This window comes from Algoriphagus sp. NBT04N3 (assembly GCF_019443765.1).
GTDB classification, from domain to species: Bacteria; Bacteroidota; Bacteroidia; order Cytophagales; family Cyclobacteriaceae; genus Algoriphagus; species Algoriphagus ornithinivorans.
In genome coordinates this window covers 2947792-2972142 of sequence record NZ_CP048415.1, presented here as the reverse complement: position 1 = coordinate 2972142, position 24351 = coordinate 2947792, and the positions used below count along the sequence as shown (strand labels likewise).

The 24351-nt window shown below is 40.4% G+C and carries 18 protein-coding genes; 9 read left to right on the top strand and 9 right to left on the bottom strand.

The features are described from left to right. Window positions 1-150 precede the first annotated feature (150 nt). Window positions 151-1191 (bottom strand): endonuclease/exonuclease/phosphatase family protein, encoded by a 1041-nt coding sequence (locus GYM62_RS12825; RefSeq protein WP_219956707.1) that lies wholly within the window; start codon window positions 1189-1191, stop codon window positions 151-153. A gap of 161 nt (window positions 1192-1352) precedes the next feature. On the opposite strand from GYM62_RS12825, the gene acnA reads away from it, so the two are divergent. After that, complete coding sequence (gene acnA, locus GYM62_RS12820; RefSeq protein ID WP_219956706.1) at window positions 1353-4124, top strand: aconitate hydratase AcnA; 2772 nt, start codon at window positions 1353-1355, stop codon at window positions 4122-4124. 160 nt (window positions 4125-4284) lie between these two features. Here the strand turns inward: acnA and GYM62_RS12815 are convergent, their stop codons facing one another. Further along, the gene (locus tag GYM62_RS12815) at window positions 4285-5073 is read right to left on the bottom strand and encodes a hypothetical protein (RefSeq protein ID WP_219956705.1); all 789 of its coding nucleotides are present in this window, start codon (window positions 5071-5073) and stop codon (window positions 4285-4287) included. Between the two features lie 98 nt (window positions 5074-5171). Here GYM62_RS12815 and pgi point away from each other — a divergent pair, with 98 nt between their 5' ends. Beyond that, the gene (pgi, locus tag GYM62_RS12810; protein WP_219956704.1) at window positions 5172-6818 is read left to right on the top strand and encodes a glucose-6-phosphate isomerase; all 1647 of its coding nucleotides are present in this window, start codon (window positions 5172-5174) and stop codon (window positions 6816-6818) included. Between the two features lie 29 nt (window positions 6819-6847). On the opposite strand, the gene GYM62_RS12805 is transcribed toward pgi, so the two are convergent. Genes GYM62_RS12805 through recQ form a run of 4 tightly spaced genes read right to left on the bottom strand, consistent with a single transcriptional unit; the run spans window position 6848 to window position 12252 of the window. Beyond that, on the bottom strand, window positions 6848-7306 hold the full coding sequence (locus GYM62_RS12805; RefSeq protein ID WP_091649021.1) for a gliding motility lipoprotein GldH: 459 nt from the start codon (window positions 7304-7306) through the stop codon (window positions 6848-6850). After that, window positions 7299-8732, bottom strand: a complete 1434-nt coding sequence (locus GYM62_RS12800) for a regulatory iron-sulfur-containing complex subunit RicT (protein ID WP_219956703.1) — start codon at window positions 8730-8732, stop codon at window positions 7299-7301. Before GYM62_RS12800 ends, GYM62_RS12805 begins: the two co-directional genes overlap by 8 nt. Before the next feature lie 35 nt (window positions 8733-8767). Next, on the bottom strand, window positions 8768-10057 hold the full coding sequence (purD, locus tag GYM62_RS12795) for a phosphoribosylamine--glycine ligase (protein WP_219956702.1): 1290 nt from the start codon (window positions 10055-10057) through the stop codon (window positions 8768-8770). 14 nt (window positions 10058-10071) lie between these two features. After that, the gene (gene recQ, locus GYM62_RS12790; protein ID WP_219956701.1) at window positions 10072-12252 is read right to left on the bottom strand and encodes a DNA helicase RecQ; all 2181 of its coding nucleotides are present in this window, start codon (window positions 12250-12252) and stop codon (window positions 10072-10074) included. Window positions 12253-12347: 95 nt separating this feature from the next. Between recQ and GYM62_RS12785 the strand changes: the two genes are divergently transcribed. Both GYM62_RS12785 and GYM62_RS12780 read left to right on the top strand, forming a co-directional pair. Then, window positions 12348-13316 carry an SIS domain-containing protein gene (locus GYM62_RS12785; protein WP_219956700.1) on the top strand — a complete coding sequence of 323 codons (969 nt, stop codon included), beginning with the start codon at window positions 12348-12350 and terminating at the stop codon, window positions 13314-13316. A 7-nt stretch (window positions 13317-13323) separates the two neighbouring features. Beyond that, window positions 13324-14400, top strand: coding sequence for a mannose-1-phosphate guanylyltransferase (locus tag GYM62_RS12780; protein ID WP_219956699.1), 1077 nt, complete (start codon window positions 13324-13326; stop codon window positions 14398-14400). A 13-nt stretch (window positions 14401-14413) separates the two neighbouring features. Here GYM62_RS12780 and rlmB read toward each other — a convergent pair whose 3' ends face one another. Further along, window positions 14414-15190: a 23S rRNA (guanosine(2251)-2'-O)-methyltransferase RlmB gene (gene rlmB, locus GYM62_RS12775; RefSeq protein ID WP_091649035.1), complete on the bottom strand. Its 777-nt coding sequence runs from the start codon at window positions 15188-15190 to the stop codon at window positions 14414-14416. Then, window positions 15163-16398: a GWxTD domain-containing protein gene (locus GYM62_RS12770; RefSeq protein WP_219956698.1), complete on the bottom strand. Its 1236-nt coding sequence runs from the start codon at window positions 16396-16398 to the stop codon at window positions 15163-15165. The genes rlmB and GYM62_RS12770 overlap by 28 nt, the downstream gene beginning before the upstream one ends. A 60-nt stretch (window positions 16399-16458) precedes the next feature. Here GYM62_RS12770 and GYM62_RS12765 point away from each other — a divergent pair, with 60 nt between their 5' ends. Beyond that, window positions 16459-17235 (top strand): bifunctional 2-polyprenyl-6-hydroxyphenol methylase/3-demethylubiquinol 3-O-methyltransferase UbiG, encoded by a 777-nt coding sequence (locus GYM62_RS12765; RefSeq protein ID WP_219956697.1) that lies wholly within the window; start codon window positions 16459-16461, stop codon window positions 17233-17235. Between the two features lie 38 nt (window positions 17236-17273). Here the strand turns inward: GYM62_RS12765 and GYM62_RS12760 are convergent, their stop codons facing one another. After that, entirely contained in the window at window positions 17274-20261 is a 2988-nt protein-coding gene (locus tag GYM62_RS12760) for a DUF2723 domain-containing protein (protein WP_219956696.1), read from the bottom strand. Window positions 20262-20423: 162 nt separating this feature from the next. On the opposite strand from GYM62_RS12760, the gene trxA reads away from it, so the two are divergent. From trxA to GYM62_RS12740, 4 genes are all read left to right on the top strand, one after another. After that, window positions 20424-20744: a thioredoxin gene (gene trxA, locus GYM62_RS12755; protein WP_144606531.1), complete on the top strand. Its 321-nt coding sequence runs from the start codon at window positions 20424-20426 to the stop codon at window positions 20742-20744. Between the two features lie 84 nt (window positions 20745-20828). Further along, a complete protein-coding gene (locus GYM62_RS12750) occupies window positions 20829-22250 on the top strand; it encodes a rhodanese-like domain-containing protein (protein WP_219956695.1) in 1422 nt (473 codons plus the stop codon). An 88-nt stretch (window positions 22251-22338) separates the two neighbouring features. Beyond that, window positions 22339-23742 (top strand): hypothetical protein, encoded by a 1404-nt coding sequence (locus tag GYM62_RS12745; protein WP_219956694.1) that lies wholly within the window; start codon window positions 22339-22341, stop codon window positions 23740-23742. A 15-nt stretch (window positions 23743-23757) separates the two neighbouring features. Then, on the top strand, window positions 23758-24339 hold the full coding sequence (locus tag GYM62_RS12740; RefSeq protein ID WP_219956693.1) for a YeeE/YedE family protein: 582 nt from the start codon (window positions 23758-23760) through the stop codon (window positions 24337-24339). Window positions 24340-24351 lie beyond the last annotated feature (12 nt).

Sequence of the window (24351 nt, the reverse complement as noted above, 5' to 3'; positions counted from 1 at the left end):
CCGCTTTCTTACCAGTATTGACAAAAATACGGCTTATTGTCTGCTAAAAAGATCAGAATCCGGAAGCTTCGGTCTTCGGTCATCGGTCTTCCAACCAGTCAAGCAAAGAAAATAAGGCAACTGGCAGGATTGCGGATAATCAGATTAATCTTAATCGAGCCCGTTGGAAATTTTCTGACGGGCTTCTTTTTTTTCTTCTCCGTTTGCCTGCAGGGTGTCGGTTGTATTTCTTTTTGTCAAGACCGCCTTCAAACTGATCGGAAAATGATCTGAGCCTATGCCTGGCAAGACTTTAAGCTCAGAAAGTCCAAATTCCTTAGATAAAAAGAAGTGGTCAAGAGGCCACCTAAAAATGGGTATTTTCGCATGAAAAGTATTAAAGGTACCACGCCCCCTTCTGGGATCAGCCATTTCAGATATTTTTAGAAATAATTCAGTAGTATAACTCCAAGCCACATCGTTCAAATCTCCTATTACCAAAGAAGGAAGTGGGTTTGCTTTAGATTTTTTCCCAACTATAAGTATTTCAGCATCTCTTTCTGTGCTAACCGAATTTTCTCCAGGCACAGGGGGAGTAGGGTGAATGGCATAAAGGGTGATTTTTTGACCATCGTTCAATATAATATCCAGCTCTAAGGATGGAATCTCAGAATCAATCAGATAATGGGTTTCTTGTCTGTCAATTTTAAGGTTGGTATACAACAGCAGTCCATAGGTGTTTTCAAGAGGGATTTTAATGCATTCTGAATATTTCATCTCCAGTTCTTCCATAGCATTAGCCCATGCTTGGTCAGTTTCTACCATAAATACCAAATCCGGGCTTTCCTTTTCCACTAAGCGAAGCATCTTATGGTACTGCCTATTGTATTGATATACGTTAGCCACTATCAAATGAATTCCTGAACGCTGGTCAAAATTTACTTTTTGAATCATTTTCTTTCCCAGAGGGGTGAAAGGAATCACTTTCCGAATTAAGAAAACTTCGCATGCAAGCAGTAAAATTACCCAAATCCAAAATTCAACATTGAATTGAGGAGAGAAAGTAACCCATCCGATTAAAAGCAATAGGTTGATCATGAACTTCTGGATTCTGGGATAATCAAAAACCCGAATCCACCAATGATCCCATTTGATCAATGGGAGAAAAGTGGCAAGGATAAAAAAACCACTAAAAATTCGCAGTAAAATCATGATGAATAAGAGGGAAATAATGGTGAATGTAGAATTTTTAGCAAGGAAATGTTCTCAAAATTCTCAAAAAATAAATACCTTTTACATATATGGGGAATCCAAATGCCCCGATTCTGGTTAGTTTAATAGAAATTGTTTTTATACTCTAATACCTTTTTACCATGAACTTAGATCCATTTAAAATCAAATCCCAACTCAAAACCTCAAGCGGAGAGTATACCTATTGGAGTTTGGAAAAGTTGGAAGCGGCTGGCAAGAAAGTAAAACACTTACCTTTTTCCATCCGAATCTTATTGGAAAATGCTCTTCGAAACTTCGATAATTTCGCAATTACACCAGAGCATTTAGAAACTATTTTAAACTGGTCTCCTAGCCCATCGGATAAAGATATTCCTTATAAACCTGCCCGTGTGCTCATGCAGGATTTTACTGGTGTACCAGCAGTAGTTGATATTGCTTCACTTAGATCAGAAGCTAAAAGAAAGGGCAAAGATCCTTCAAAAATTAATCCCCTGATTCCGGTAGACTTGGTAATCGACCACTCTGTACAGGTTGATTTTTTTGGAACCAATTATAGCTATCAGAAAAATGTGGAGGTAGAATATGAGCGAAATAAAGAGCGATATCAGTTCTTAAAGTGGGCTCAAAAGTCCTTTAATAATTTCTCAGTTGTTCCTCCTGGAATGGGAATCTGCCATCAGGTCAATCTGGAGTACCTCGCTCAGGGTGTAATTACCAGAGACGGAAATGCTTTTCCGGATACTTTGGTGGGAACGGATTCTCATACTCCAATGGTCAACGGTATAGGTGTTGTTGGATGGGGTGTCGGTGGAATTGAAGCGGAAGCGGCTCTTTTGGGGCAACCGATTTATTTCATCATGCCAGAAGTGGTTGGATTGAAATTGACAGGAAAGTTGCCTGCAGGAACCACCGCTACAGATATGGTATTGACCATTACAGAATTGTTGAGAAAACATGGAGTGGTTGGAAAATTTGTGGAAGTCTTCGGTCCAGGATTGGATCACCTTTCTGTGCCTGACAGAGCCACCATTTCAAATATGTCTCCTGAATTTGGATGTACTGTGACTTATTTCCCTATTGATGATAGAACCTTGGATTACATGGGAAAAACCAATAGAAGTGAGGAGCAGATCAAATTGGTGAAGGATTATTGCAAAGCAAACTTGCTATGGAGAAAAGACGAAGATTTGATTCAGTACTCGTCTTTGGTCGAACTGGATTTGGGTACTGTTGAAGCAACTGTCTCAGGCCCAAAAAGACCACAGGATAAAATCCTTGTCAGAGATTTCAAGCCCAAATTCCAAGAATTACTAAAATCTGCGCATGGGAGAGAATACATTCCAATAGATAAACGTGAAGTTTCCCGCTGGTATGCAGAGGGAGGAGGACAAGCAGGTGCAGAAAATACGGCAGTCCAAACAGACGTGAATTATGAGACTAAAGTAAAAAATGGTCTCAAAACTGTTACAGTAGATCTTCACAATGAAAAATTCGAGCTATATGACGGTTCAATTGTTATTGCAGCAATAACCTCCTGTACAAACACATCCAACCCTTCGGTAATGCTTGGAGCAGGTTTGGTTGCCCGAAAAGCTAGAGAAAAAGGATTAGACGTTAAACCTTGGGTCAAAACCTCTTTGGCTCCCGGATCTAAGGTAGTCACTGACTATCTGGAAAAAGCTGGACTGATGGACGATTTGGAAGCTTTGAAATTCCATACCGTGGGTTATGGCTGTACTTCATGTATCGGTAACTCAGGACCACTTCCTCGCCATATTGCAGCTGCAGTGGAGGATAATGATTTGGTAGTGGCATCAGTTCTTTCTGGGAATAGGAACTTTGAAGCGAGAGTTCACCCTCAAGTGAAAATGAACTACCTCATGTCTCCAATGCTAGTGGTGGTTTATGCTTTGACTGGTCGCGTGGATGTGGACTTATATAATGAACCAGTAGGATATGATCCAAACCTAGAACCGGTTTATTTGAAGGATATCTGGCCGAGCCAGGAGGAAATAGATGAAATTGCAAGACAGGTACTTTCTCCGGGAGACTATCAGAAAAGTTACGGAGAAATATTTGAAGGCAATGATATCTGGAAAAAACTGGAATCTGGTGAAGGAGAGATTTATCCTTGGGATGATGAGTCTACTTATATCAAAGAAGCTCCTTTCTTTAAAGGTATTTCAGTGGATGTGCCTGAACCAAAAGATATCAAAGGAGCACATGTTTTACTCAAATTAGGAGATTCTATCACCACAGACCATATTTCTCCGGCAGGTTCTTTTAGAGAAAAGACCCCTGCAGGCCAATATTTGATCAATAGAGGAGTTCAAAGACCTGATTTCAACTCATATGGCTCACGCCGTGGAAATGATGAGGTGATGGTGAGAGGTACCTTTGCCAATGTCAGAATCAAAAACCAATTAGCTACTCAGGAAGGTGGTTTTACCACATATATTCCAAGTGGTGAGGAGATGAGTGTATTTGAAGCATCCACTCAATACCAATCTGCCGGAACTCCATTAATTGTATTGGCAGGCAAAGAATATGGCTCCGGTTCTTCAAGAGACTGGGCTGCCAAAGGAACCAACCTACTGGGAATCAAAGCGGTCATTGCGGAGAGTTATGAGAGAATTCACCGTTCAAACTTAGTTGGTATGGGAGTAATGCCATTACAGTTTCTAGATGGAGAAAATGCCTCTTCACTGGGATTAAGCGGGAAAGAGCAGTTTACCATTTCAGGAATTGAAGCAGGATTGACCCCGGGTCAAGAGCTTGATGTTATTACAAAATCTGACGAGGGTGAGAAAAAATTTAAAGTTAAATCCAGGTTGGATTCAGAGGTTGAAATCGCTTATTACAAGCATGGAGGTATTCTGAATTATGTACTTCGAGATTTTCTGAAAAGTTAAATAATAAATAAGCAATTCTCCTGTTGAAATTCTTCAATAGGAACCTATCAAACTCTCGCGAGTGTCGAAATTTCCTGATACCTAAAAGGAAATTTCGACTTCGCTCAGTTTGGTAATTGTGCGCTTTTGTCAGATTAAATTATTTAGACCTAAGACCAATTTAACGGATAAACTGAAGCGGGATATAAAGCCATTTTTCAATTGGATTTCCAAAAGGGTCAAGGGCGGGCAGATAATTATCACCCCATTTTAAGATGAGTTCTAAGGCTTTTTGCTCAAAATAATCCTCCACTTGGTGAGGGTTTGCAACTTCAATTTCTTTTCTATTGCCATTTTCATCAATTAAAACTGCTATCAATGCATATTGAGAATCCTCTTTGATTCTCATCCCGTTTACCTTGAAATTGCGGTTGAAAAATTTACCCCATTCTTCTTTTGAAGCATTCAATTGAGGAGTGAAATTATTTTTCTCCAATTGCTGAGGTGAATTTTCACCATTTCGTATCACACTGTAATTTCCGTTTCCTTCATAAATTGATTGAGCGACTTGTTTTCCATCGAAATAATAAGTTGTGATAGAAAGTTGATTTTCTAAGTTTTCGATATGGAGTGAAACCAAATCTCCAAGGCTGTCATATTCTTGAACAGTTTTTTCTCGATATCCTCCATCAGGATTATATCCGATGGTTTCCTTTTTGATTATTCGGTTTGATAAATCGTAATACCGGATGATTTTTAGACTATCGCTTAACTCGGTGCTGATCTTCAAAAATGCGACGTTAACTGAATCTTCTGGGGATATATTGATAAAATGCCGATTTAATGGCTCGATTGATCTAGTTTGAGCCTGAACAGCAGGAGCGATTATTAATAAGCTGCTTACTAGGAGAAAAGACTGAAAATAAATAGAAATTTTAACCAACATGAGTAGATTTTGAATACTAAACATCTAAGTAAAAAGGTTTTTCTCTTGAAGCAAAATCCAAGCAGTTCTTTTCCTATCGGGGATAAATCTTAATTTTGTTCCTCATTCCTAAAAACCTATACATGAAGGCAATCAACCCAACCTCCACTTCAGCCTGGAGGAGACTACTTGACTTAGCTACCAAATACAAAACACTGCAGATCCAATCTCTTTTTGAGGAAAAGGGGCGCTTTGATAGATATAGTATTTCTTTGGAAGATATCCTTGTTGATTTTTCAAAAAACCGCGTAAATGACGAAATCAGAAACGCTTTATTGGAATTAGCGAAAGAAACTGAACTTCGTCAAGCTATTGAGGCAATGTTCAGAGGGCAATCAATCAATGAAACTGAAAACAGGGCTGTTTTGCATACTGCCTTGAGAAACCGTTCCAATCGGGCTGTGACTGTAGATGGCAAAGATGTTATGCCAGATGTAAATGCTGTTCTGGAAAAAATGAAATCCTTTGCTGACAAGGTGAATCAGGGCAAATGGCTAGGCTACACAGGGAAACCCATCACAAGCTTGATTAATATAGGAATCGGAGGATCTGATTTAGGTCCTGTGATGGTTACAGAGGCTTTAAAGCCATACCAAGCCGAAAACCTTGAAATCTTTTTTGTATCCAATGTGGATGGAACTCACATTGCCGAAACTTTGAAGAAAGTTGATCCGGAAACTACCCTATTCTTCATCGCTTCCAAGACCTTTACGACTCAGGAAACCATGACTAATGCGCATTCTGCAAGGAATTGGTTTTTGGATCATGCAAAGGATGAGTCTGCTGTTGCTAAGCATTTTGTGGCTCTATCTACCAATCTCAAAGGAGTTGAGGCCTTCGGAATTGACCCCGCCAATATGTTTGAGTTTTGGGATTGGGTAGGAGGAAGGTACTCACTGTGGTCTGCAATAGGTCTGCCTATTGCCTGCGCTATTGGATTTGAAAATTTTGAAAAGTTACTTTCCGGAGCTTATGCCATGGATGAGCATTTCCGAACATCTGATTTTGATCAAAATATCCCGGTGCTTTTAGCCTTAATAGGCATTTGGAATACCAATTTTTTGGGAGCGGCATCCGAGGCTATTTTGCCTTATGATCAATATTTACATCGCTTTGCAGCGTACTTCCAGCAAGGCAATATGGAAAGCAATGGAAAATATGTGTCAAGATCAGGTGAGAAAGTAAATTATAGCACTGGTCCAATCATTTGGGGAGAGCCAGGAACCAACGGTCAGCATGCTTTCTATCAGCTCATTCATCAAGGAACTCAGTTGATCCCTTGTGACTTCATAGCTCCGGCTATATCGCATAATCCTCTTGGAGATCACCATCCAAAACTTCTGTCTAATTTCTTTGCTCAAACAGAAGCTTTGATGAAAGGGAAGTCTTTGGAAGAGGTAAGAAGTGAAATGAATAAGGCGGGGAAATCTGTGGAGGAAATTGATAAAATTGCCCCTCATAGAGTATTCGAAGGAAATAGGCCTACCAACTCTATCTTGGTTAAGCAAATCACTCCATATACCCTCGGAATGCTGATTGCCATGTACGAGCATAAGATCTTTGTTCAGGGGGCGATTTGGAACATTTTCAGTTTTGATCAATGGGGGGTTGAGCTTGGAAAAGTGCTGGCAAATGGAATTCTTCCGGAATTACAAAATGAAGAAGAAATCAACTCTCACGATGGATCAACCAATGGATTGATCAATGCCTATAAAAAAATGAGGAGTTAAAAAGAATGGCCTCCAGATGGAGGCCATTCTTATTTTAAAATTTTGATTCCTGCAGACTCAATCCCAGGTAAATTTTCCTGACGCATATATTGTAGCAAGACAATTGATTGTGTTCCTTCCTTCAATTGGAAAGGCATGGTGTCAAACTTGGTATAAGTGCTCCCAAATCCGGTTCCCAATGGTTCGCCTGACTTGGAATCAAATAGGGGGATATTGATCAGGCGATTTTCTGTAATCTGACCGGTAGAATCCTTGGAAATTACCCTCATATAAAAGTTAGAAAAAGGGTAGTTTTCTGTAAACCGGATTCCAATGATTGGTTTTTTGTCCTGAATAGGTAAATCACCGATCACAAAACTTAAGCTATCATATTGATTCCAGCCTGAAGTTTCATTGACAGAAATGTAATCTTCATATAGCCTGTCTCCAGAGCAGGAATATAGACAGAGGGATAAACCGAGAAAACAAAGAATTCGCAAGCTATTCATTACCCGAGTTGTTGTTTGGATTTTGATTTTTTCTAGGTGGAAAGCGTCTCTTATTTTCTTTTTTTGCAGGCCCTTGTCCAGTATTAGCTCCCTGATTATCCTGCTTAGCTTGTGGGTTAGCAGGATTTGGAGCCTGATTTTGTGGATTTCTAGGCTTCTTTCTATTCTTATTTCTTCTCTTTCTATTTTCTGGATCTCCTCCATCTTGCTTAGGACCAGCCTCAGGATTTCTAGGTCCTTTGTTCCTGTTCTCCCTGTTTTCCGGAGCTGGTCTTGGACTTGCTGCCTGGGGACTATTGGAAGTTTGCTGTTCTCTGCTTCTATTTCTAGGTTTTTTCTTCTTTTTCTTCTTAGCAAATTTCTTATCCAGCAACTCTAGCTCTCTGGTAGATTGAGCTGCCAAATCTTCCAAATCAGAGGATTCATTGTGTTGCAGGTTGAAAACCTTAACACCTTTCGCATTGAGTTCCTGAATTTCCTTTACCCTTTCACAAGTAATACTGTGCCAATCGTTATCATTGTTGTAACTGAACCACATCAACTTTCTGAAAATATCTGTTTTCTGAAGTTTGGCGATTCCGGCTTCAGTTTGAAGGGGTTTTTCTACCTCGGGGATATCCTTAATGGCATCCATATAGGTATCCAGTTCATAATTTAAGCAGCATTTCAATCTTCCACATTGGCCGCTTAATTTGCCTGGATTCAAAGAGAGATTTTGATATCTGGCAGCAGAGGTACTAACATTTTTGAAGTCAACAAGCCAAGTAGAGCAACAAAGTTCTCTACCACAAACTCCAATTCCTCCCAATCTGCCTGCCTCTTGTCTCAGACTGATCTGTCTCATTTCTACTCGGATTCTGAACTCACCCGCCAGAACCTTGATCAATTCACGGAAATCTACCCGTTCATCAGCGGAATAATAAAAGGTGGCCTTAGAATTATCTGCCTGATATTCTACATCAGACATTTTCATCTTGAGCCCAAGCTCCTCAACAATTTGTCTACATCGGTATAAGGTGGGAATTTCTCGGTTTTTGGCTTCCTCCCATTTTTCAATGTCCTTCTGGTTTGCAATCCGATAAATTCTCAGGATATTATCATCATCCCGAACTTTCCTTTTTTGCATTTGAAGGCGAACCAACTCTCCTTGCAGGGATACATACCCAATATGATGTCCGCTGGGCACATCTACTACCACAGGATCTCCTGTTGTTAAGCTTAAGTAGTCTACATTTCGAAAGTATTCCTTTCTACCGCCTTTAAACTTAACCTCAACAATATCAAAATTATCAACTTGAGGAATTCCCATATGGCTTAGCCAATCAAAGGAATTCATTTTATTACAATCGCTCGTTCCGCAGGTGCCGTTGTTTTGACAGCCTCCGGTACCTCCAGTTGAGGTGGAGCAGCTACTACATCCAGACATATATCTATAAGGGCTTTCGCCCTGAATTTTTGGGTTTATTTAATCAATTTGAGAATATCCTGACCAATATCCTTACGGTGGTAGGACTTATTCCACTTGATTTGATTAACGGCGGCATAAGAGTTTTTTAGAGCCGTTTCCAAATCTTTTCCTCTTCCAGTCACAGCTAATACTCTTCCTCCTTGATTTACTAATTTGCCTTCTGAGTTGCTGGAAGTTCCCGCATGAAAAATCGTAGCCCCTTTTACTGAAGCAGGAAGAGAAATTTCAAATCCTTTTTCGTAAGAACCCGGATATCCTCCGCTTACCATCACAACGGTTGTAGCATAATCAGGAGAAATAGAAAGCTCATAATCCTTCAGGTTACCCGTTCCAATGGCCCAAAGTAACTCAAGAAAATCGCTTTCAATTCGTGGTAAAACCGCTTCGGTCTCTGGGTCACCCATCCGCACATTGTATTCAATCACATATGGATTTCCATTATTATTCATCAAGCCAATGAATAAAAACCCTTTGTAAGGAATATCTTCTGCTGCAAGACCGGCGACAGTTGGCTGAACGATCAGCTCTTCCACCTTATCCATGAAAGCTTTATCTGCGAAAACAACAGGAGTAACAGCTCCCATGCCACCGGTATTCAAACCAGTATCGCCTTCCCCAATTCTCTTGTAATCTTTTGCCTCAGGTAAGATTTTATAACTTTTGCCATCCGTGGCAACAAATACTGAAAGCTCTATTCCTGTCAGGAATTCTTCAATCACTACTTTGGAAGAGGCTTCACCGAATTTTTGATCCTGAAGCATTTCCTTCAAAGAAGCCTTAGCATCTTCTAATGTCTCACAAATCAATACACCTTTACCGGCTGCTAGACCATCGGCTTTGAGTACGATCGGAAGACTTTGCTTTTCTAAATATGCTAAACCTTCTTCCAACTGATGAACGGAGAAGGTTTCATAGGCAGCTGTAGGGATATTATTCCGCTGCATAAAGCGCTTGGAAAAATCCTTACTACCTTCTAAAGTCGCACCTAATTGGGGAGGTCCGACTACAGGAATTGTTTTGGTCTCATCGAAAGAAAGAAGATAATCTACCAAACCCTCCACTAAAGGAGCTTCTGGCCCTACTACCACCAAGTCAATCTTTTTATCAAGGATAGCAGCCTTAATTGCTTCAAAGTCTGTAACGCCTATGGAAAGGTTGATTGCTATTTCAGAAGTCCCGGCATTACCCGGTGCAACATAAAGCTGACTGCATTTTGGGCTTTGTACTATTTTCCAAGCAAAGGCATGTTCGCGACCTCCGCTACCCAATAGAAGTATATTCATTGAATTAATTCAGTTTAATTGGCATGCTCTGAGATAAACTTGATTCGATAAACACGGAGTTCGTCCTCCGCAAAATCCTCATCTTCAAGTTCGTCAAGCGCTGCCTTTATACTATCGTTTTCCGCATTCATAAAGTAATCATGAAGAATATCTTCTCTTTCCTCATCCATGATGTGATGAATGTAGTAATCGATATTTAGTTTAGTTCCGCTGTAGATGATTTGCTCTATTTCCTGAAGCAACTCACCCATACTCATATTCAAATTTTCTGCGATTTCATCCAGATCAATCTTGCGGTCGATTTGCTGGATTATTGAAATCTTCACTTTTGATCTTGTGCCTGAAGATTTGACGACAACATCTGAAGCTGTTTCTATTTCATTTTCCTCCACATAGGAAGCGATCAATTTCAGAAAAGATGACCCAAATTTAGCCACTTTTCCCATTCCTACCCCGTTGATTTGAGCTAATTCCTCTCGGGTGGTTGGATAGACCGTTGCCATTTCCTCCAAAGATGGGTCTTGGAAAATCACATAAGGAGGGAGGTTTTTCTGTCGGGCTACTTTTTTTCGCTCGGCTTTGAGTAACTCAAATAGTTTTTCATCATAAGCTACTCCACCTGAGGAAACCTCAACCTCCGGTTGTTCATTTTCCAGCTCTTTTTCGAAATCGTGATCGTTATGCAGCTGTACTGAGTAAGGCTCATCCAGAAACGCCTGGCCTTTTTTGGTCAGTTTCAGAACACCGTAATTTTCGATGTCTTTTTCCAGTAGATTCATGACCAAAGCCTGACGGAAAACAGATGTCCAAAGCTTTTCTGTTTGGTCTTGTCCTTTTGCGAAGACTTCTAATTTGTCGTGCTTATAGCTTGTGACATAATCTGTTTTTTCGCCTATCAGGACCTTTACCAAGTGCTCCAAACCAAATCGCTGATTGGTAAGCTTGGTAGTTTGTAAGGCCAGGGTTAGAAAATCCATTCCCTCGAAAGTTTCTCTAACGCGCTTACAGTTATCGCAGAAACCACAGTCTTCCTCCATGGTTTCTCCAAAGTAGTTGAGGATAAATTTTCTGCGACAAACTCCCGTTTCTGCATAGGCTGCCATCTCCTGAAGTAGGACTTTGGCATTTTCTCTTTCTGTAACGGCTTTATCTTTATTGAACTTATCCAGTTTCAGGATGTCCTCATATCGGTAAAACATGAGACAATGTCCTTCCAAACCATCTCTACCTGCACGGCCGGTTTCCTGATAATATCCCTCAAGAGACTTCGGTACATCGTAGTGGATAACGTATCGCACATCCGGTTTATCAATACCCATCCCAAAAGCGATTGTAGCTACAATTACATCTAGTTCCTCATTGAGAAAGTCATCCTGATTTTTGATTCTTACTGAAGAATCCAAACCGGCATGATAAGGAGCTGCATTGATTTGATTTACTTTTAGGAGATCAGCTATTTCCTCCACCTTTTTTCGGCTGAGACAATAAATGATACCTGATTTCCCCTTGTGGGATTTGATAAACTTGATTAGCTGTTTTTTGGACTCATTCTTTACTTTTGGCCTAACCTCATAAAATAGGTTGGTCCGGTTGAATGAGGACTTAAACAAATCCGCCTCTTCCATCTGTAAATTTCGCTGAATGTCCTGCTGAACTTTAGGTGTAGCAGTGGCAGTCAATGCGATAATTGGCAGATTAGGAGCAATCTGAGCGACAATAGATTTGATTTTTCTGTATTCCGGGCGGAAATCATGTCCCCACTCAGAAATACAATGCGCCTCATCTATTGCTACAAAACTCAGATGCGCTTCCTTCAAAAAGGCTATGTTCTCTTCTTTGGTCAGTGACTCGGGAGCCACGTAAAGAAGTTTAGTATTTTTCTTTAGTACTTCGGACTTAACCCGATTAGACTCAGACTTACTGAGCGTTGAATTCAGAAAATAGGCATTGATTCCAATTGCATTCAATTGGTCAACCTGATTTTTCATCAAGGCAATCAGAGGAGAAATGACTATCGCGGTTCCTTCCTTCACCACGGCCGGTAACTGGTAGCACAGCGATTTGCCGGCCCCAGTTGGCATGATGACAAAGGTGTTGCGCTGCTTGAGCAGGTTGTCAACTATGAGTTCCTGATTCCCTCGAAAATGACTGAATCCGAATATGTGCTTAAGATCTGCTTTTACTTTTTCTTCCACTTGAACAGGGGCTTTAAGGGTACGTAAAGCTGTAAACAGGAATGATTTATTACTTTTATACCTTTGTACAAAATTAGTGATTAACACAGGTAAAATTGAATTTAGCTAAAAATATTAAAAATACAGCGGCTAGGGTCCTGCAAAATGAATCAGAGGCTATTCTTAGGCTTGTTGATTATTTAGACGGGGATTTTGAGGCCTGTGTGGAAAGGATTCTGACAGGAAAAGGTCGCGTTGTCATCACTGGAATTGGTAAAAGCGCCATTATCGCCAATAAAATTGTAGCAACCTTAAATTCCACCGGAACTCCGGCAGTTTTCATGCATGCCGCAGATGCTATTCATGGGGATTTGGGCATGGTGCTGGAAGAAGATGTAGTCATCTGTATTTCCAAAAGTGGTAATACTCCGGAGATCAAAGTTTTGGTCCCCTTGTTGAAAAAGCTCGGCTCTGTGTTGGTCGCTTTGGTTAGCAATCCCAATAGTTATTTGGCAGATCATGCTGATTATGTGCTGAATGCTTCTATAGGAGAGGAGGCTTGTCCGCATAATCTTGCGCCGACTACGAGCACAACCGCTCATTTGGCTTTGGGAGATGCATTGGCTGTTTGTCTTTTGGAAGCCAGAGGATTCAGCTCCGATGATTTTGCAAAATATCATCCGGGAGGTTCCTTGGGTAAGCAGCTTTACCTGAGAGTTGATGACCTGCTTAGCTCGGAGCAGATTCCTAAAGTAAAAGAAGATGCAAGCCTAGCTGAAGTCATAGTAGAAATTTCTGGAAAAAGATTGGGAGCTACCGCTGTAACCGATCATCTGGATCAACTTTTAGGGATTATTACCGATGGAGATTTGAGAAGGATGCTTCAAAAAACCCTGGATATCCAAAATCTTCAGGCAAAAGATATTATGACTCGAAATCCAAAGACTATTTCAAAGGATGAATACGCCATTCGTGCCTTGAATATGATGCGTAATCATAATATTACTCAATTAGTGGCCATGGATGGGGAAAAAATCGCAGGATTTATCCATATTCATGAATTAATGAAAGAAGGTATAGTTTAACGAATTAATGCAGGAAAAACCCTACATCATCATCATGGCGGGGGGAATTGGCACCCGCTTTTGGCCTCATAGTAGAAGAAAGAGGCCGAAGCAATTTTTGGATATTCTCGGGACTGGGAGGTCACTTCTTCAAATGACCTATGATAGATTTTTGGAAGTTGCGGACAAGGATCGATTCTTCGTGATTACCTATAAAAAGTACGTCAACCTGGTAAAAGAGCAGTTGCCGGAATTGGAAGATCATCAAATCCTCAGTGAGCCGAATAGAAAAAATACAGCTACCTGCATCGCTTATGCATGCTACAAAGTAAACTCTATAGATCCAGGAGCCAGTATGATTGTAACCCCGGCTGATCATTTGATTTTGCAGGAGGGAAAATTCGTTAAAACCATTCAGAAAGCATTAAAAGCAGCGACTATTGAAGGAAGGCTTATTACAGTAGGAATTAAGCCTAACAGACCGGAAACTGGATATGGATATATCCAATATCTGGAATCCAAAAACTCTGAAGAGGCCCTGAAGGTCAAAACCTTTACGGAAAAACCTAATAGCAAACTGGCAAAGACATTTATTGAAAGTGGAGATTTCGTCTGGAACTCCGGAATTTTTGTCTGGAAATGCAGCAGTCTACTGAGTTCATTTCAAAAGCATATGCCTGACGTGGCAGAAATTTTTGACGAAGGTAAAGAGTTCTTCGGCAAGGATGCAGAACCTGATTTTGTGAGCAAGGCATACTTACAGGTGAAAAATATTTCCATTGATTACGGCCTGATGGAAAAATCCAGTGATGTCTATGTGATTTTGGGCGATTTCGGATGGTCAGATCTCGGGTCCTGGTACAGCCTACATGAGTTGAGAGATAAGGATGAGCACAACAATGTGGTGGAGGCCAATGCTATGTTGTATGACACTGAAAACAGCTTTATCAAAGTGGACAGTGAAAAATTGGTTGTAGTGGAAGGACTCAAAAATTACCTAATCAATGAAACAGAGAATGTTCTTTTGATTTGTCCTTTGGATGGGGAGAAGAAGTTTAGGGACTTTGTTTCCAATGCCCGGAAAAAAGGAGAGGACTTCATTTGAAGTCCTCTTTTTTTTATGCTTTTCTCTGTCTTATTGCTTCGTAAATTGCTACACCGGCAGATACTGAGACATTTAAACTTTCAATGTTTCCTGCCATAGGGATTTTGACTTTGTCATCTACAATTCCGAAAATTTCCTGAGAGATTCCATCTTCTTCTGAACCCATTACCATAGCTACAGGGCTTGAAAAATCTGCTTCATACATGGATTTTTCGGTCTTTTCGGTGATGGCGATGAGACTTAAGCCCATTTTTTGTAAATCCCTGCAGGTGTAAAATAGATTTCTTACCCTCACTACGGGAAGGAAGTTTAAAGCTCCAGCAGATGTTTTGATGGCATCTGAGTTGATCTGCGCACTTCCCTTTTCAGGGATAACTATTGCATCTACTCCCGCACATTCTGCTGTTCTGGCGATGGCTCCGAAGTTTCTCACATCAGTGATATGATCCAAGACCAAAATCAGGGGAGACTTTCCAACTGCATAGCAATTGTCAATCACATGGTCCAAAGAAGCATACGCGATGGCAGAGGTTTGTGCTATGACTCCCTGATGATTTTTGCGGGTGATGCGGTTCAATTTAGCTTCAGGAACCCTCACCACAGGTAGGCCTGAGCCTTTGCATAGCTGAAGTAATTCCTTGATCAGGTCATTGTTCAGTTCCTTCTGAACCAATACCTTATCCAGTTCTTTGCCAGCATGGATAGCCTCCATGACTGCACGTGTTCCAAAAATAAAATCTTTGTCTTGAGCTCCTTTTTCTATTAGAAAGCCATCTTTCCGCTTCTCCATTGGGATATGTTTTTAAACCAGATCGGCTGATAGGCCCTGGATCGGTTTAAGGTGTAATAATGTGGGTTGAGAATATTTTTTACGCGGGCAAAGGTAAATCTAATTTTCGAACTCTCGTCCAATCCTTGATAGCTCCACACTTCACGGTCTAGATAAAAGTTGACTTCTTGCGGTGGCCCCATGACTATATACACCATCCCTTTGTCTGTTTTCCAACCTTCTTTGAAGTCTGTGAACAAAATATTGGCAAACTCAACTTGTCTAAAATACTCCCGAATGAGTTCTTTGGCGATCTCTGGGTTTCGGGTCAAATTCAACCAATATTGATCCAGGGCTCTTTTCTTATCCTCCGCTATCAGTAGGGATTCATGCTCTCTTCTAGTAGAAATATATGTCACCATGTCCACCATTTCATCCCAATCTTTCACTTTAGGATAAGCATCATGGGTAGTTCGGATCAAAAGCCCAGTGGACTTACTCGTATCCTGCTGGAAAAAGTAATATCCCTTTTCATCAAGTTCATGAGGAACATTGGATAGAAAATCCCCTTTGTCTTTGACTTCTAATTCCCTTGGAACCGGTGCCGGTTTGGTTTCCATGGGAGGATAAGGTATTTCAAAATCCATAGGATAAAAGAAATTATGGATGCTAGGCCCTGCTAAGCTTTTAAATAACAACGCTTCACCAGCGGGTAGATAGTTTTGATCAAAAGGAACTCCATTTGCATAATATGCGCCAAAACTGGGATGATCAAAAACAAATGGGCTTTTGAGATCTATATGATAATTATATTCATCTCCCTGCCGGGTGTCTAAGGCGGTGAAAAGCAAAATGGCCTGTTCTTGACTCTCAGGAATCTGAATTTCTTTCTCAAATACCCAATGCCTGTCGGTGTCATATTTCAAATCTTCAGCAATCAGGATATTTACTTCCTCAGGTTTGATTGCTGTTTGATAGCCATCAGCCAAGGCATATGAAAAGCTGTAAGTGTTAAAATTCGGCTGATCTTCGATTTTCTCTACTACCAGCTGAGCCAAAAAAGTGGAGGAACTCTTTTTTTGAGGGATGATTTTCAAAGCCAACCTAGAATATCTGGAATATCGAAGCGCTTGATTATAATCAGCTAATCTTTTCTGGGAAAATGAGGGTATGGCACAAAGAAATGCCAGCGCGAAAAAAATTGAAAGTTGAATGGTCTTTTGCTTCATCGGGTGTTATCTCTGGTTTTAAAAATTAACCTTACTTTTGCCAAAATAGTAAAATTTTACATGGCTACCTATACAACGGAAATCGCCTCGGACAAGTTGGTTAGCGATAATCCTATTCACCAACGATTATTGAAGGCATACATTGCAGCAAAACCCTGGATCAGTGGAAATCTCCTAGAAATAGGCTGTGGAGAGGGCAGAGGGGTAGAGACTTTATTGCCTTTGGCGGACAGTTATGTAGGCTTGGACAAGATAGGTGAAGTGATCGCAGACTTGCAAAAGAAATTTCCGGGGGTTGATTTTAGGCAGGCAGTAATTCCCCCTTTCCAAGGTTTTGAGGATGAGTCCTTTGATACGATTGTAAGCTTTCAGGTGATAGAGCATATCCAGAATGACCGATTGTTTTTGCAGGAAATCTACCGAATGCTAAAGTCTGGAGGTAAAGCCATTATTTCAACTCCAAATAATACCCATACACTTTCCAGAAATCCATGGCATATCAGAGAATATGTGCCTCAACAATTGATTGATTTAAGTGCTGGAATATTTGATAAAGTGGAGGCAAAAGGAATTGGTGGCAATGAGAAAGTTTGGACCTATCACGAAGCCAACCGTCAATCTGTACAGAAAATCATGCGTTTTGATATTTTTGACCTTCAATACAAATTACCTGCATGGATACTCCGAATGCCTTATGAAATCCTCAATAGGATGAATCGGAACAAATTGCATCAACAACAAGGTGATTCAGTAGTGCAAATCACTCATGAGGATTATCCTCTGGTAGATGATCCTAAAAAAGGGCTGGATCTCTTCTATATTCTTTGGAAAAAATAAAAATGGCCGGGTTTTTTAAAGATCCCGGCCATTTTTATTTAATCTCTTCGCTGCAGTCTGCTAGGACCTTGACTTTCACTCCCTAGCAATGAATTTAGTCTTTGACTCAATTCTTGAGCTTTTTCCTGATAGCCTCTTTCCTCCAATAAAGGAATAAAGTACTTGACCATTTCAATAGAGATCATCATCTCTCTATCGTAATCTCTATTTTCCGCAGTGTAGTATTCTATCATGTCTAGAGATCGGTTGGAGATCTTATCGATAATATCCAGAGCTTTCTCTTCTTCTCCTACTTCAAAGAACAAAGGAACAGACTGCCCACTGGACAGATCATAAGGAATAGCTTCATTTGGCATGACTTCCAAACCATAATTCAAAAGATTAGCAGCTTTTTCCATATCATCCTGATCCAATAAGGCCATGACAATACCGTTGATGGCACTTCTATGGTTGGAGGCAAATCTTCTGTACTCTTCATCCAAATAAGCATCTGGATTATTCATACCACGGAAGGCAAACTCGTTCATATAATTTTCATAAGCCAAATCAGCGTTAACCAATTCCTCTCTTACATAGCCAGGCTTGCGTATAGGCAGTAGACGATAGGTCAAACCTTCCATCACCACATGCTCTTCCAAGTTAACTCCAATTGTAGCCAAGGAGGTATTGTTGAAATAAATCGGGCGTTCCCAATTATTGGTAACGATCAAATCAATCAACATCATGGTTCCTTTGGTCACATAGTTTCCTTTGACCTGAAGATTAATCTGCGGAGCGAATAAAGGTTCGAATTGCTCTGGAATGATATCCTTGCTGAATACCTTTGCGCTATCTACTTCTAAAATTAAATTTCTGGATGGAACCATGTTGACTTGGCTTTTTCCTCCTGTCTTCATTTTCAGAAGGTCAGAACCTGAGTTCAAAAGTTTGAGATATTCTCTCGCGCTGATAGCATCCAGTCCATCTCTTTCCATGACAAATAGCACATCATTGGTTCCTTTTTGGTATCGCTCTGGAGCGAGTGAGAAAGGTAGCGCATCAGACTCATTGACCGGACGGTTCATTTGGTCCACATACCAGTCAGTATCGAAGTAACTCAATACGATGACTCTGACATCAGTTCTAAAGCCTTCCACTTCCTGCACATACCAAAGCGGGAAGGTGTCATTATCTCCCCCGGTGAATAAAATCGCGTTTGGAGCACAGGAAGCCAAGAAGTTTCTTGCTGCATCCACAGAGAAATAACGTCCTTGTCTGTTATGGTCATCCCAGTTTTCTACAGCCATCAAGCCCGCAATCGGCAGGGTAATCAAGGTTGCGATTATTCCGGCAGTTGCCAGATTTTTGGTGAATTTACCGATTCCATGAGCAATGGCTAATACTCCCATTCCAGCCCAAATAGCAAAAGCATAAAAGCTACCCACATAGATATAATCTCTTTCACGAGGCTCTACTGGTGGGGAATTCAGGTAGAGTACCAATACTACCCCCATCATCAGGAATAGCATAAGATTGACATAGAAGGATTTAGGGTCCGCTTTTGCTTGGAAAAATAATCCTATGATTCCCAGTAAGAGCGGGAGCATCAAGTAATTATTATGTGCTTTGTTTTCTGTGATGTATTCCGGGAATTTATCAGAAAATGCATCAGTGATCCCTATCCAAGGAGCATCTGTAAAGTCACTTTCTCTTCCGGAAAAATTCCACATGAAATAACGGAAATACATATGTCCCAGCTGATGGCTGAGCATAAAGTAAATATTGTCTCCGAATGTAGGTTGTTGACCTTCTCTAAGCCCAAGTTTTTGTCTATAAATTCTTTTGTGGTTTTCCTGAGTAGAGTAAATCCTAGGCAGAATGGTTGTCTTTTCAGGGTTATAAGTGTTTTTCAACTCATAATCAGCTATCTCATATTTATCCTTTCCTTTTCTATAGACGGGAGCTCCTTCTTCCTGATCGATTAGCTCAGCAGTAAAATATTGTCCGTGAATCAAAGGTCTATAGCCGTATTGCTCTCGCTTGAGGTAAGAAACGTAGCTAATAATATCTTTTGGAGCATTTTCATTAATCACTGGATCCTGATTAGCCCGGATTACAATCAAAGCATAGGAACTATAGCCAATGAGGATAAATATCAATGATAGCAAAATAGTGTTTAACCCTGCTAGAGCCTTGTTTCGAGAGTATCGATAAGCCACAAAAAGGATGGCAAAGAAGGCTAAGGAAAAGAAAATGATTCCTGAACCGAAAGGAAGACCTAGGCTATTGACAAAAAAGATCTCAGTGGAACCTGCCAAGCTAGGAAGCCCGGGAATGATAAAATTATTGATTACTACCAAAGCTACACCGCCGAAAAAGAACGCAATCACCGCACCTTTTAAGTTGGGCTTTTCGTACTTTTTGAAATAGTAAATCAATGCCAAAGCCGGTAGTGTCACCAAGTTAAGCAAGTGGACCCCAATTGAAAGACCCACTAAATAAGCAATCAAAATCATCCACTTGTTCTCCTCACGAGGATCTTTGACCACATCCCACTTCAACACAGCCCAAATTACAATCGCCGTGAAAAAAGATGACATGGCATAAACCTCTGCTTCTACCGCTGAAAACCAGAAACTGTCCGAAAATGTGTAAATGAGAGATCCTACGATACCTGCACCCATCAGGCTGATGGTTTCTCCTTTAGATTCTTGACCTTCCTGTATTTTGAAAAGTTTTCTTCCAAATAGGGTGATTGACCAAAACAAGAATAAAATGGTAAATCCTGAGAATACAGCACTTCCCACATTCATCCAGTAAGCAATTTCCAGTTCGTTACCGAATGCCAGAAAGCTGAACATTCTATAAACCAGAAGGAAAAAAGGAGCTCCTGGAGGGTGGGGGACCTGAAGCTTGTAAGAAACAGCTATAAATTCTCCCGGATCCCAAAAACTTGCCGTCTCCTCGACGGTCAACACGTAAACCAAAGTGGCTACCAAAAAAACCACCCAGCCGGTGACATTATTGATTTGCTTGAAATTGAGCATTAATAAGGTAATTTTGACGGACGAAAATATAAAATTTATTCCCAAGTCAGGGTTTTTTAGCACTTTTTAAAAGTCTGACCTGTTTCTTCTAAGTGATAAACATTACCGACTTTGACAAAGCGGTCATTTTATCTTTGTTTAGAAATTTAAAATAGCGCTGATATGACTAGCAAACCAAAGACATTTCAGGAATTAATCAATGGAGAAACTCCTGTTTTGGTGGATTTTTTCGCTACTTGGTGTGGTCCTTGTAAAATGATGCAACCCATCTTAGAAGATACAGCCAAGCAAGTGGGAGAAAAAGTGAAAATAATCAAAGTAGATGTGGACAAAAATCCTCTTGCAGCCAGTTCTTATCAGGTAAGAGGTGTTCCCACTTTGATCCTATTCCAAAAAGGCCAAATCCTTTGGAGGGAATCCGGAGTAGTTCCTGCTCACCAATTGACTCAAATTATTGAAAAAAATGTCACAAAAACTGCCTAAGCCAGTGTGACAAAAGTCATTTTAAACCCATGATTGGATCTCTAATTTTGATCCATCATTTGAAAAAAGAACAAAAATAAAATTATGAAAATAGAACAGATTTATACCGGATGTCTAGCCCAAGGGGCTTACTATATCGAATCTGATGGTGAAGCAGCTGTGATAGATCCATTGAGAGAAGTTCAGCCCTATATCGAAAAAGCCGAGCGCAGAAATGCTAAAATCAAATATGTTTTCGAAACACACTTTCATGCTGATTTTGTGTCGGGACATAAAGATTTAGCTGCTAAAACAGGAGCGAAAATCGTCTATGGTCCAACGCCTATGAAAATGGGTTTTGAGGCTATTATTGCGGAAGACAATCAGGAATTTCAGATTGGGAAGGCAAAAATTAAAGTTATTCATACTCCGGGTCATACATTGGAGTCCTCCTGCTATTTACTATTCAACGAGGAAGGTAAGCCGGAGGCTATTTTTACCGGGGATACCTTGTTTATCGGTGATGTAGGAAGACCAGATCTCGCCCAAAAGGTTGTGGAGGATTTAACTCAGGAAAAGTTGGCAGGACACCTTTATGAATCTTTGAGAAATAAAATCATGCCACTACCGGATGATTTGATTGTTTATCCCGCTCATGGGGCAGGATCTGCTTGTGGCAAGAATATGAGTAAAGAAACATCTGATACCTTGGGAAATCAAAAGAAGACCAATTATGCGCTTCAAGAAATGACCAAAGAGGAATTTATCAAAGAGGTTATTACTGGTTTGACTCCGCCTCCTGCCTATTTCCCTCAAAATGTGATGTTGAATATACAGGGATACGATAGTATTGATGAGGTGTTGGAAAGAGGTATTAAGCCACTTTCTCCAGAGGAGTTTGAGACAGTGGCAAATGAGACAGGAGCATTGATTTTGGATACAAGAGCTCCACAGGTGTTTAACAAAGGATTTATCCCCAATTCCATTAATATTGGAATAGATGGTTCATTTGCTGTATGGGTTGGTGCCATGATTCCTGATGTGAAACAGGAGATTCTGGTAGTTGCGGAAGAGGGCAGAGAAGAAGAAGTAATCACTAGACTGGCAAGAGTAGGCTATGATTATTCTTTAGGATACTTAAATGGCGGATTTGCCAGCTGGAAAAAATCCGGTAAAGAAATAGATAGCATCACTTCCATCAGCGCAGCTGAATTGGCAAAAATCCAAGAAGCTGACCCTAATGTACCTATTCTGGATGTGAGAAAGAATTCCGAATTCCTTTCAGAGCATATCAAAGGTGCTGAAAATGCTCCTTTAGATTATATCAATGAGAGCATGCTGAAAGTAGATAAGAATAAAACCTATTACGTGCACTGCGCAGGAGGTTATAGATCTATGGTATTCAACTCTATTTTGAGAGCTAGAGGGTATGATAATCTGATTGATGTGGATGGTGGTTTTAAAGCTATCAAGGAATCAGGAAAATTTGAAGTAACAGACTATGTTTGCCCAACTACCTTGTTGTAAACCAGTCTTTCTTCCAAAGAAAATGGCAAGCCTTCGAGCTTGCCATTTTTCATTTAAGGGAAACCCATGTGATCAAAGTCACTGATATATGTTAAGGTTACTTACCACATTTGTACTGGTTTTATTCTTGGGTCTTCATGCATTTGAGTTAAAGGCTCAACATGAAACTCCATCGGTTGAAACTGAAAAAACAGATCAAAAGCTATTTGGGCAAATCCTGAAGAGTGGCTCTTTTGAATTTCATTTGAGGTCTTTTTACATGACCACAATCAATCAAGGGGCATTGACAGACTATTCAACCTGGGGTACAGGAGCTGGGCTGGGTTATTTCTCGCCTCGATGGAAAGGATTTGGAATTGGATTTAGTGGGTTTTTCGTCTTTAGACATTTCGAAAATAATATCATTGCCAAGGACCCACTAACTGGAAAGTCAAATCGATATGAACTGCTCCTCTTTGATGTGCACCATCCAGAAAACCACAAGGATATGGATAGATTGGAAGAGTTCTACCTTTCTTTCGAAAAAGAAAATATCTCTGCATGGTTTGGGAGACATCACTTTGAAAGTCCATTATTAAATGCTTCAGATAATAGAATGAGACCCAATTTGTTCAGTGGGCTTTCAGTGGATTGGAAAGTAAATAATTGGAAAGTCAGTGGAGCTTGGTTCTCTCATGTGATATCGAGAGGATCTTTGGAATGGCTGCCAGTAGAAGAGTCCTTTGGATTTTTCGATTCAGGTAGGCATCCATTGGAGTCTGTGAAAGAGTATGACCAAGAGGTGGATTCAAAAGGAATTGGCGTTTTGGGGGTTGAATATGAGGGAAGAACCTGGTCCGTAGAGTCTTGGAATTATCTTTCTGAGAATGTGTTTGGGCTCACTATGTTACAATTGAATGGTAAATCACCATCCCATCATGGATGGAACTGGATTTGGGGTGTTCAAGCCTTTTATCAGGAATCGATCAATGATGGGGGGAATCCTGATCCCGATCTTACATACATATTGCCAAATGAAAATTCTTCAGGATTTGGGGCGAGAGCGGGAATGAATTGGCCAAATACAAGTGTTTCCATTAATTATCTGGGAATCTCTAATTCTGGAAGATTTCTTTTCCCTAGAGAATGGGGGAGGGAACAATTCTTTGTTACACTTCAAAGAGAAAGATTTGAAGGCCTCGGAGGTGCAAATGCAGTAATGTTACAGCTTGATCAGGAAGTGGTAAAAGATAAATTTAAAATGAGCTTTGGGGCATCACATGTCAAAACTCCTGGGATTGACAACCTTGCTTTAAACAAATATGGAATCCCAAATTACATCCATTTCACAGGCTTATTGGACTATAAGTTTGACGGCTTCTTTCAAGGTTTGGACTTACAGTTTCTAGTTGCTTTGAAGAAGGAAAATTCTGAAAAGGAAATCCCCTTAGAATATGTGATCAATCGGATTAATATGGCGAATTTGAACTTGATTTTGGATTATAGGTTTTAATAAAAAATAGATAAAATGAATGAATTTATAGAATGGGTTTCACAACCTTGGCCTTGGTACGTGGCAGGTCCTTTAATAGGATTGACAGTGCCCGCCTTACTTATTTTGGGGAATAAAACCTTTGGGATTTCTTCCTCATTGCGTCACGTCTGTGCAATGTGTGTACCTGCGGGAATTCCCTTCTTTACCTACAATTGGAAGAAAGAAATCTGGAATCTACTCTTTGTGATTGGGATATTAATAGGAGGCTTTGTAGCCACTTCTTATTTATCCAATCCGGAAATCATCAAAATCTCTGAAGCTACACAGTCAGACTTGGCTGCTTTGGGTATTACAGATTATTCCAGCCTCTTGCCTGTGGAGATCTTTTCTTGGGAGAATCTCTTTACGGCCAAAGGCTTGGTGTTCTTTGTTATTGGAGGGTTTCTAGTAGGTTTTGGAACTCGCTATGCGGGTGGATGCACCTCCGGACATGCAATTATGGGAATCAGTTCCCTGCAATGGCCTTCATTGGTAGCTACTATTTTCTTTATGATTGGTGGATTTTTTATGACTCATTTATTACTGGAGCCATTGATGAAAATTGTAGGATTTTAATTGAAAAAAGAC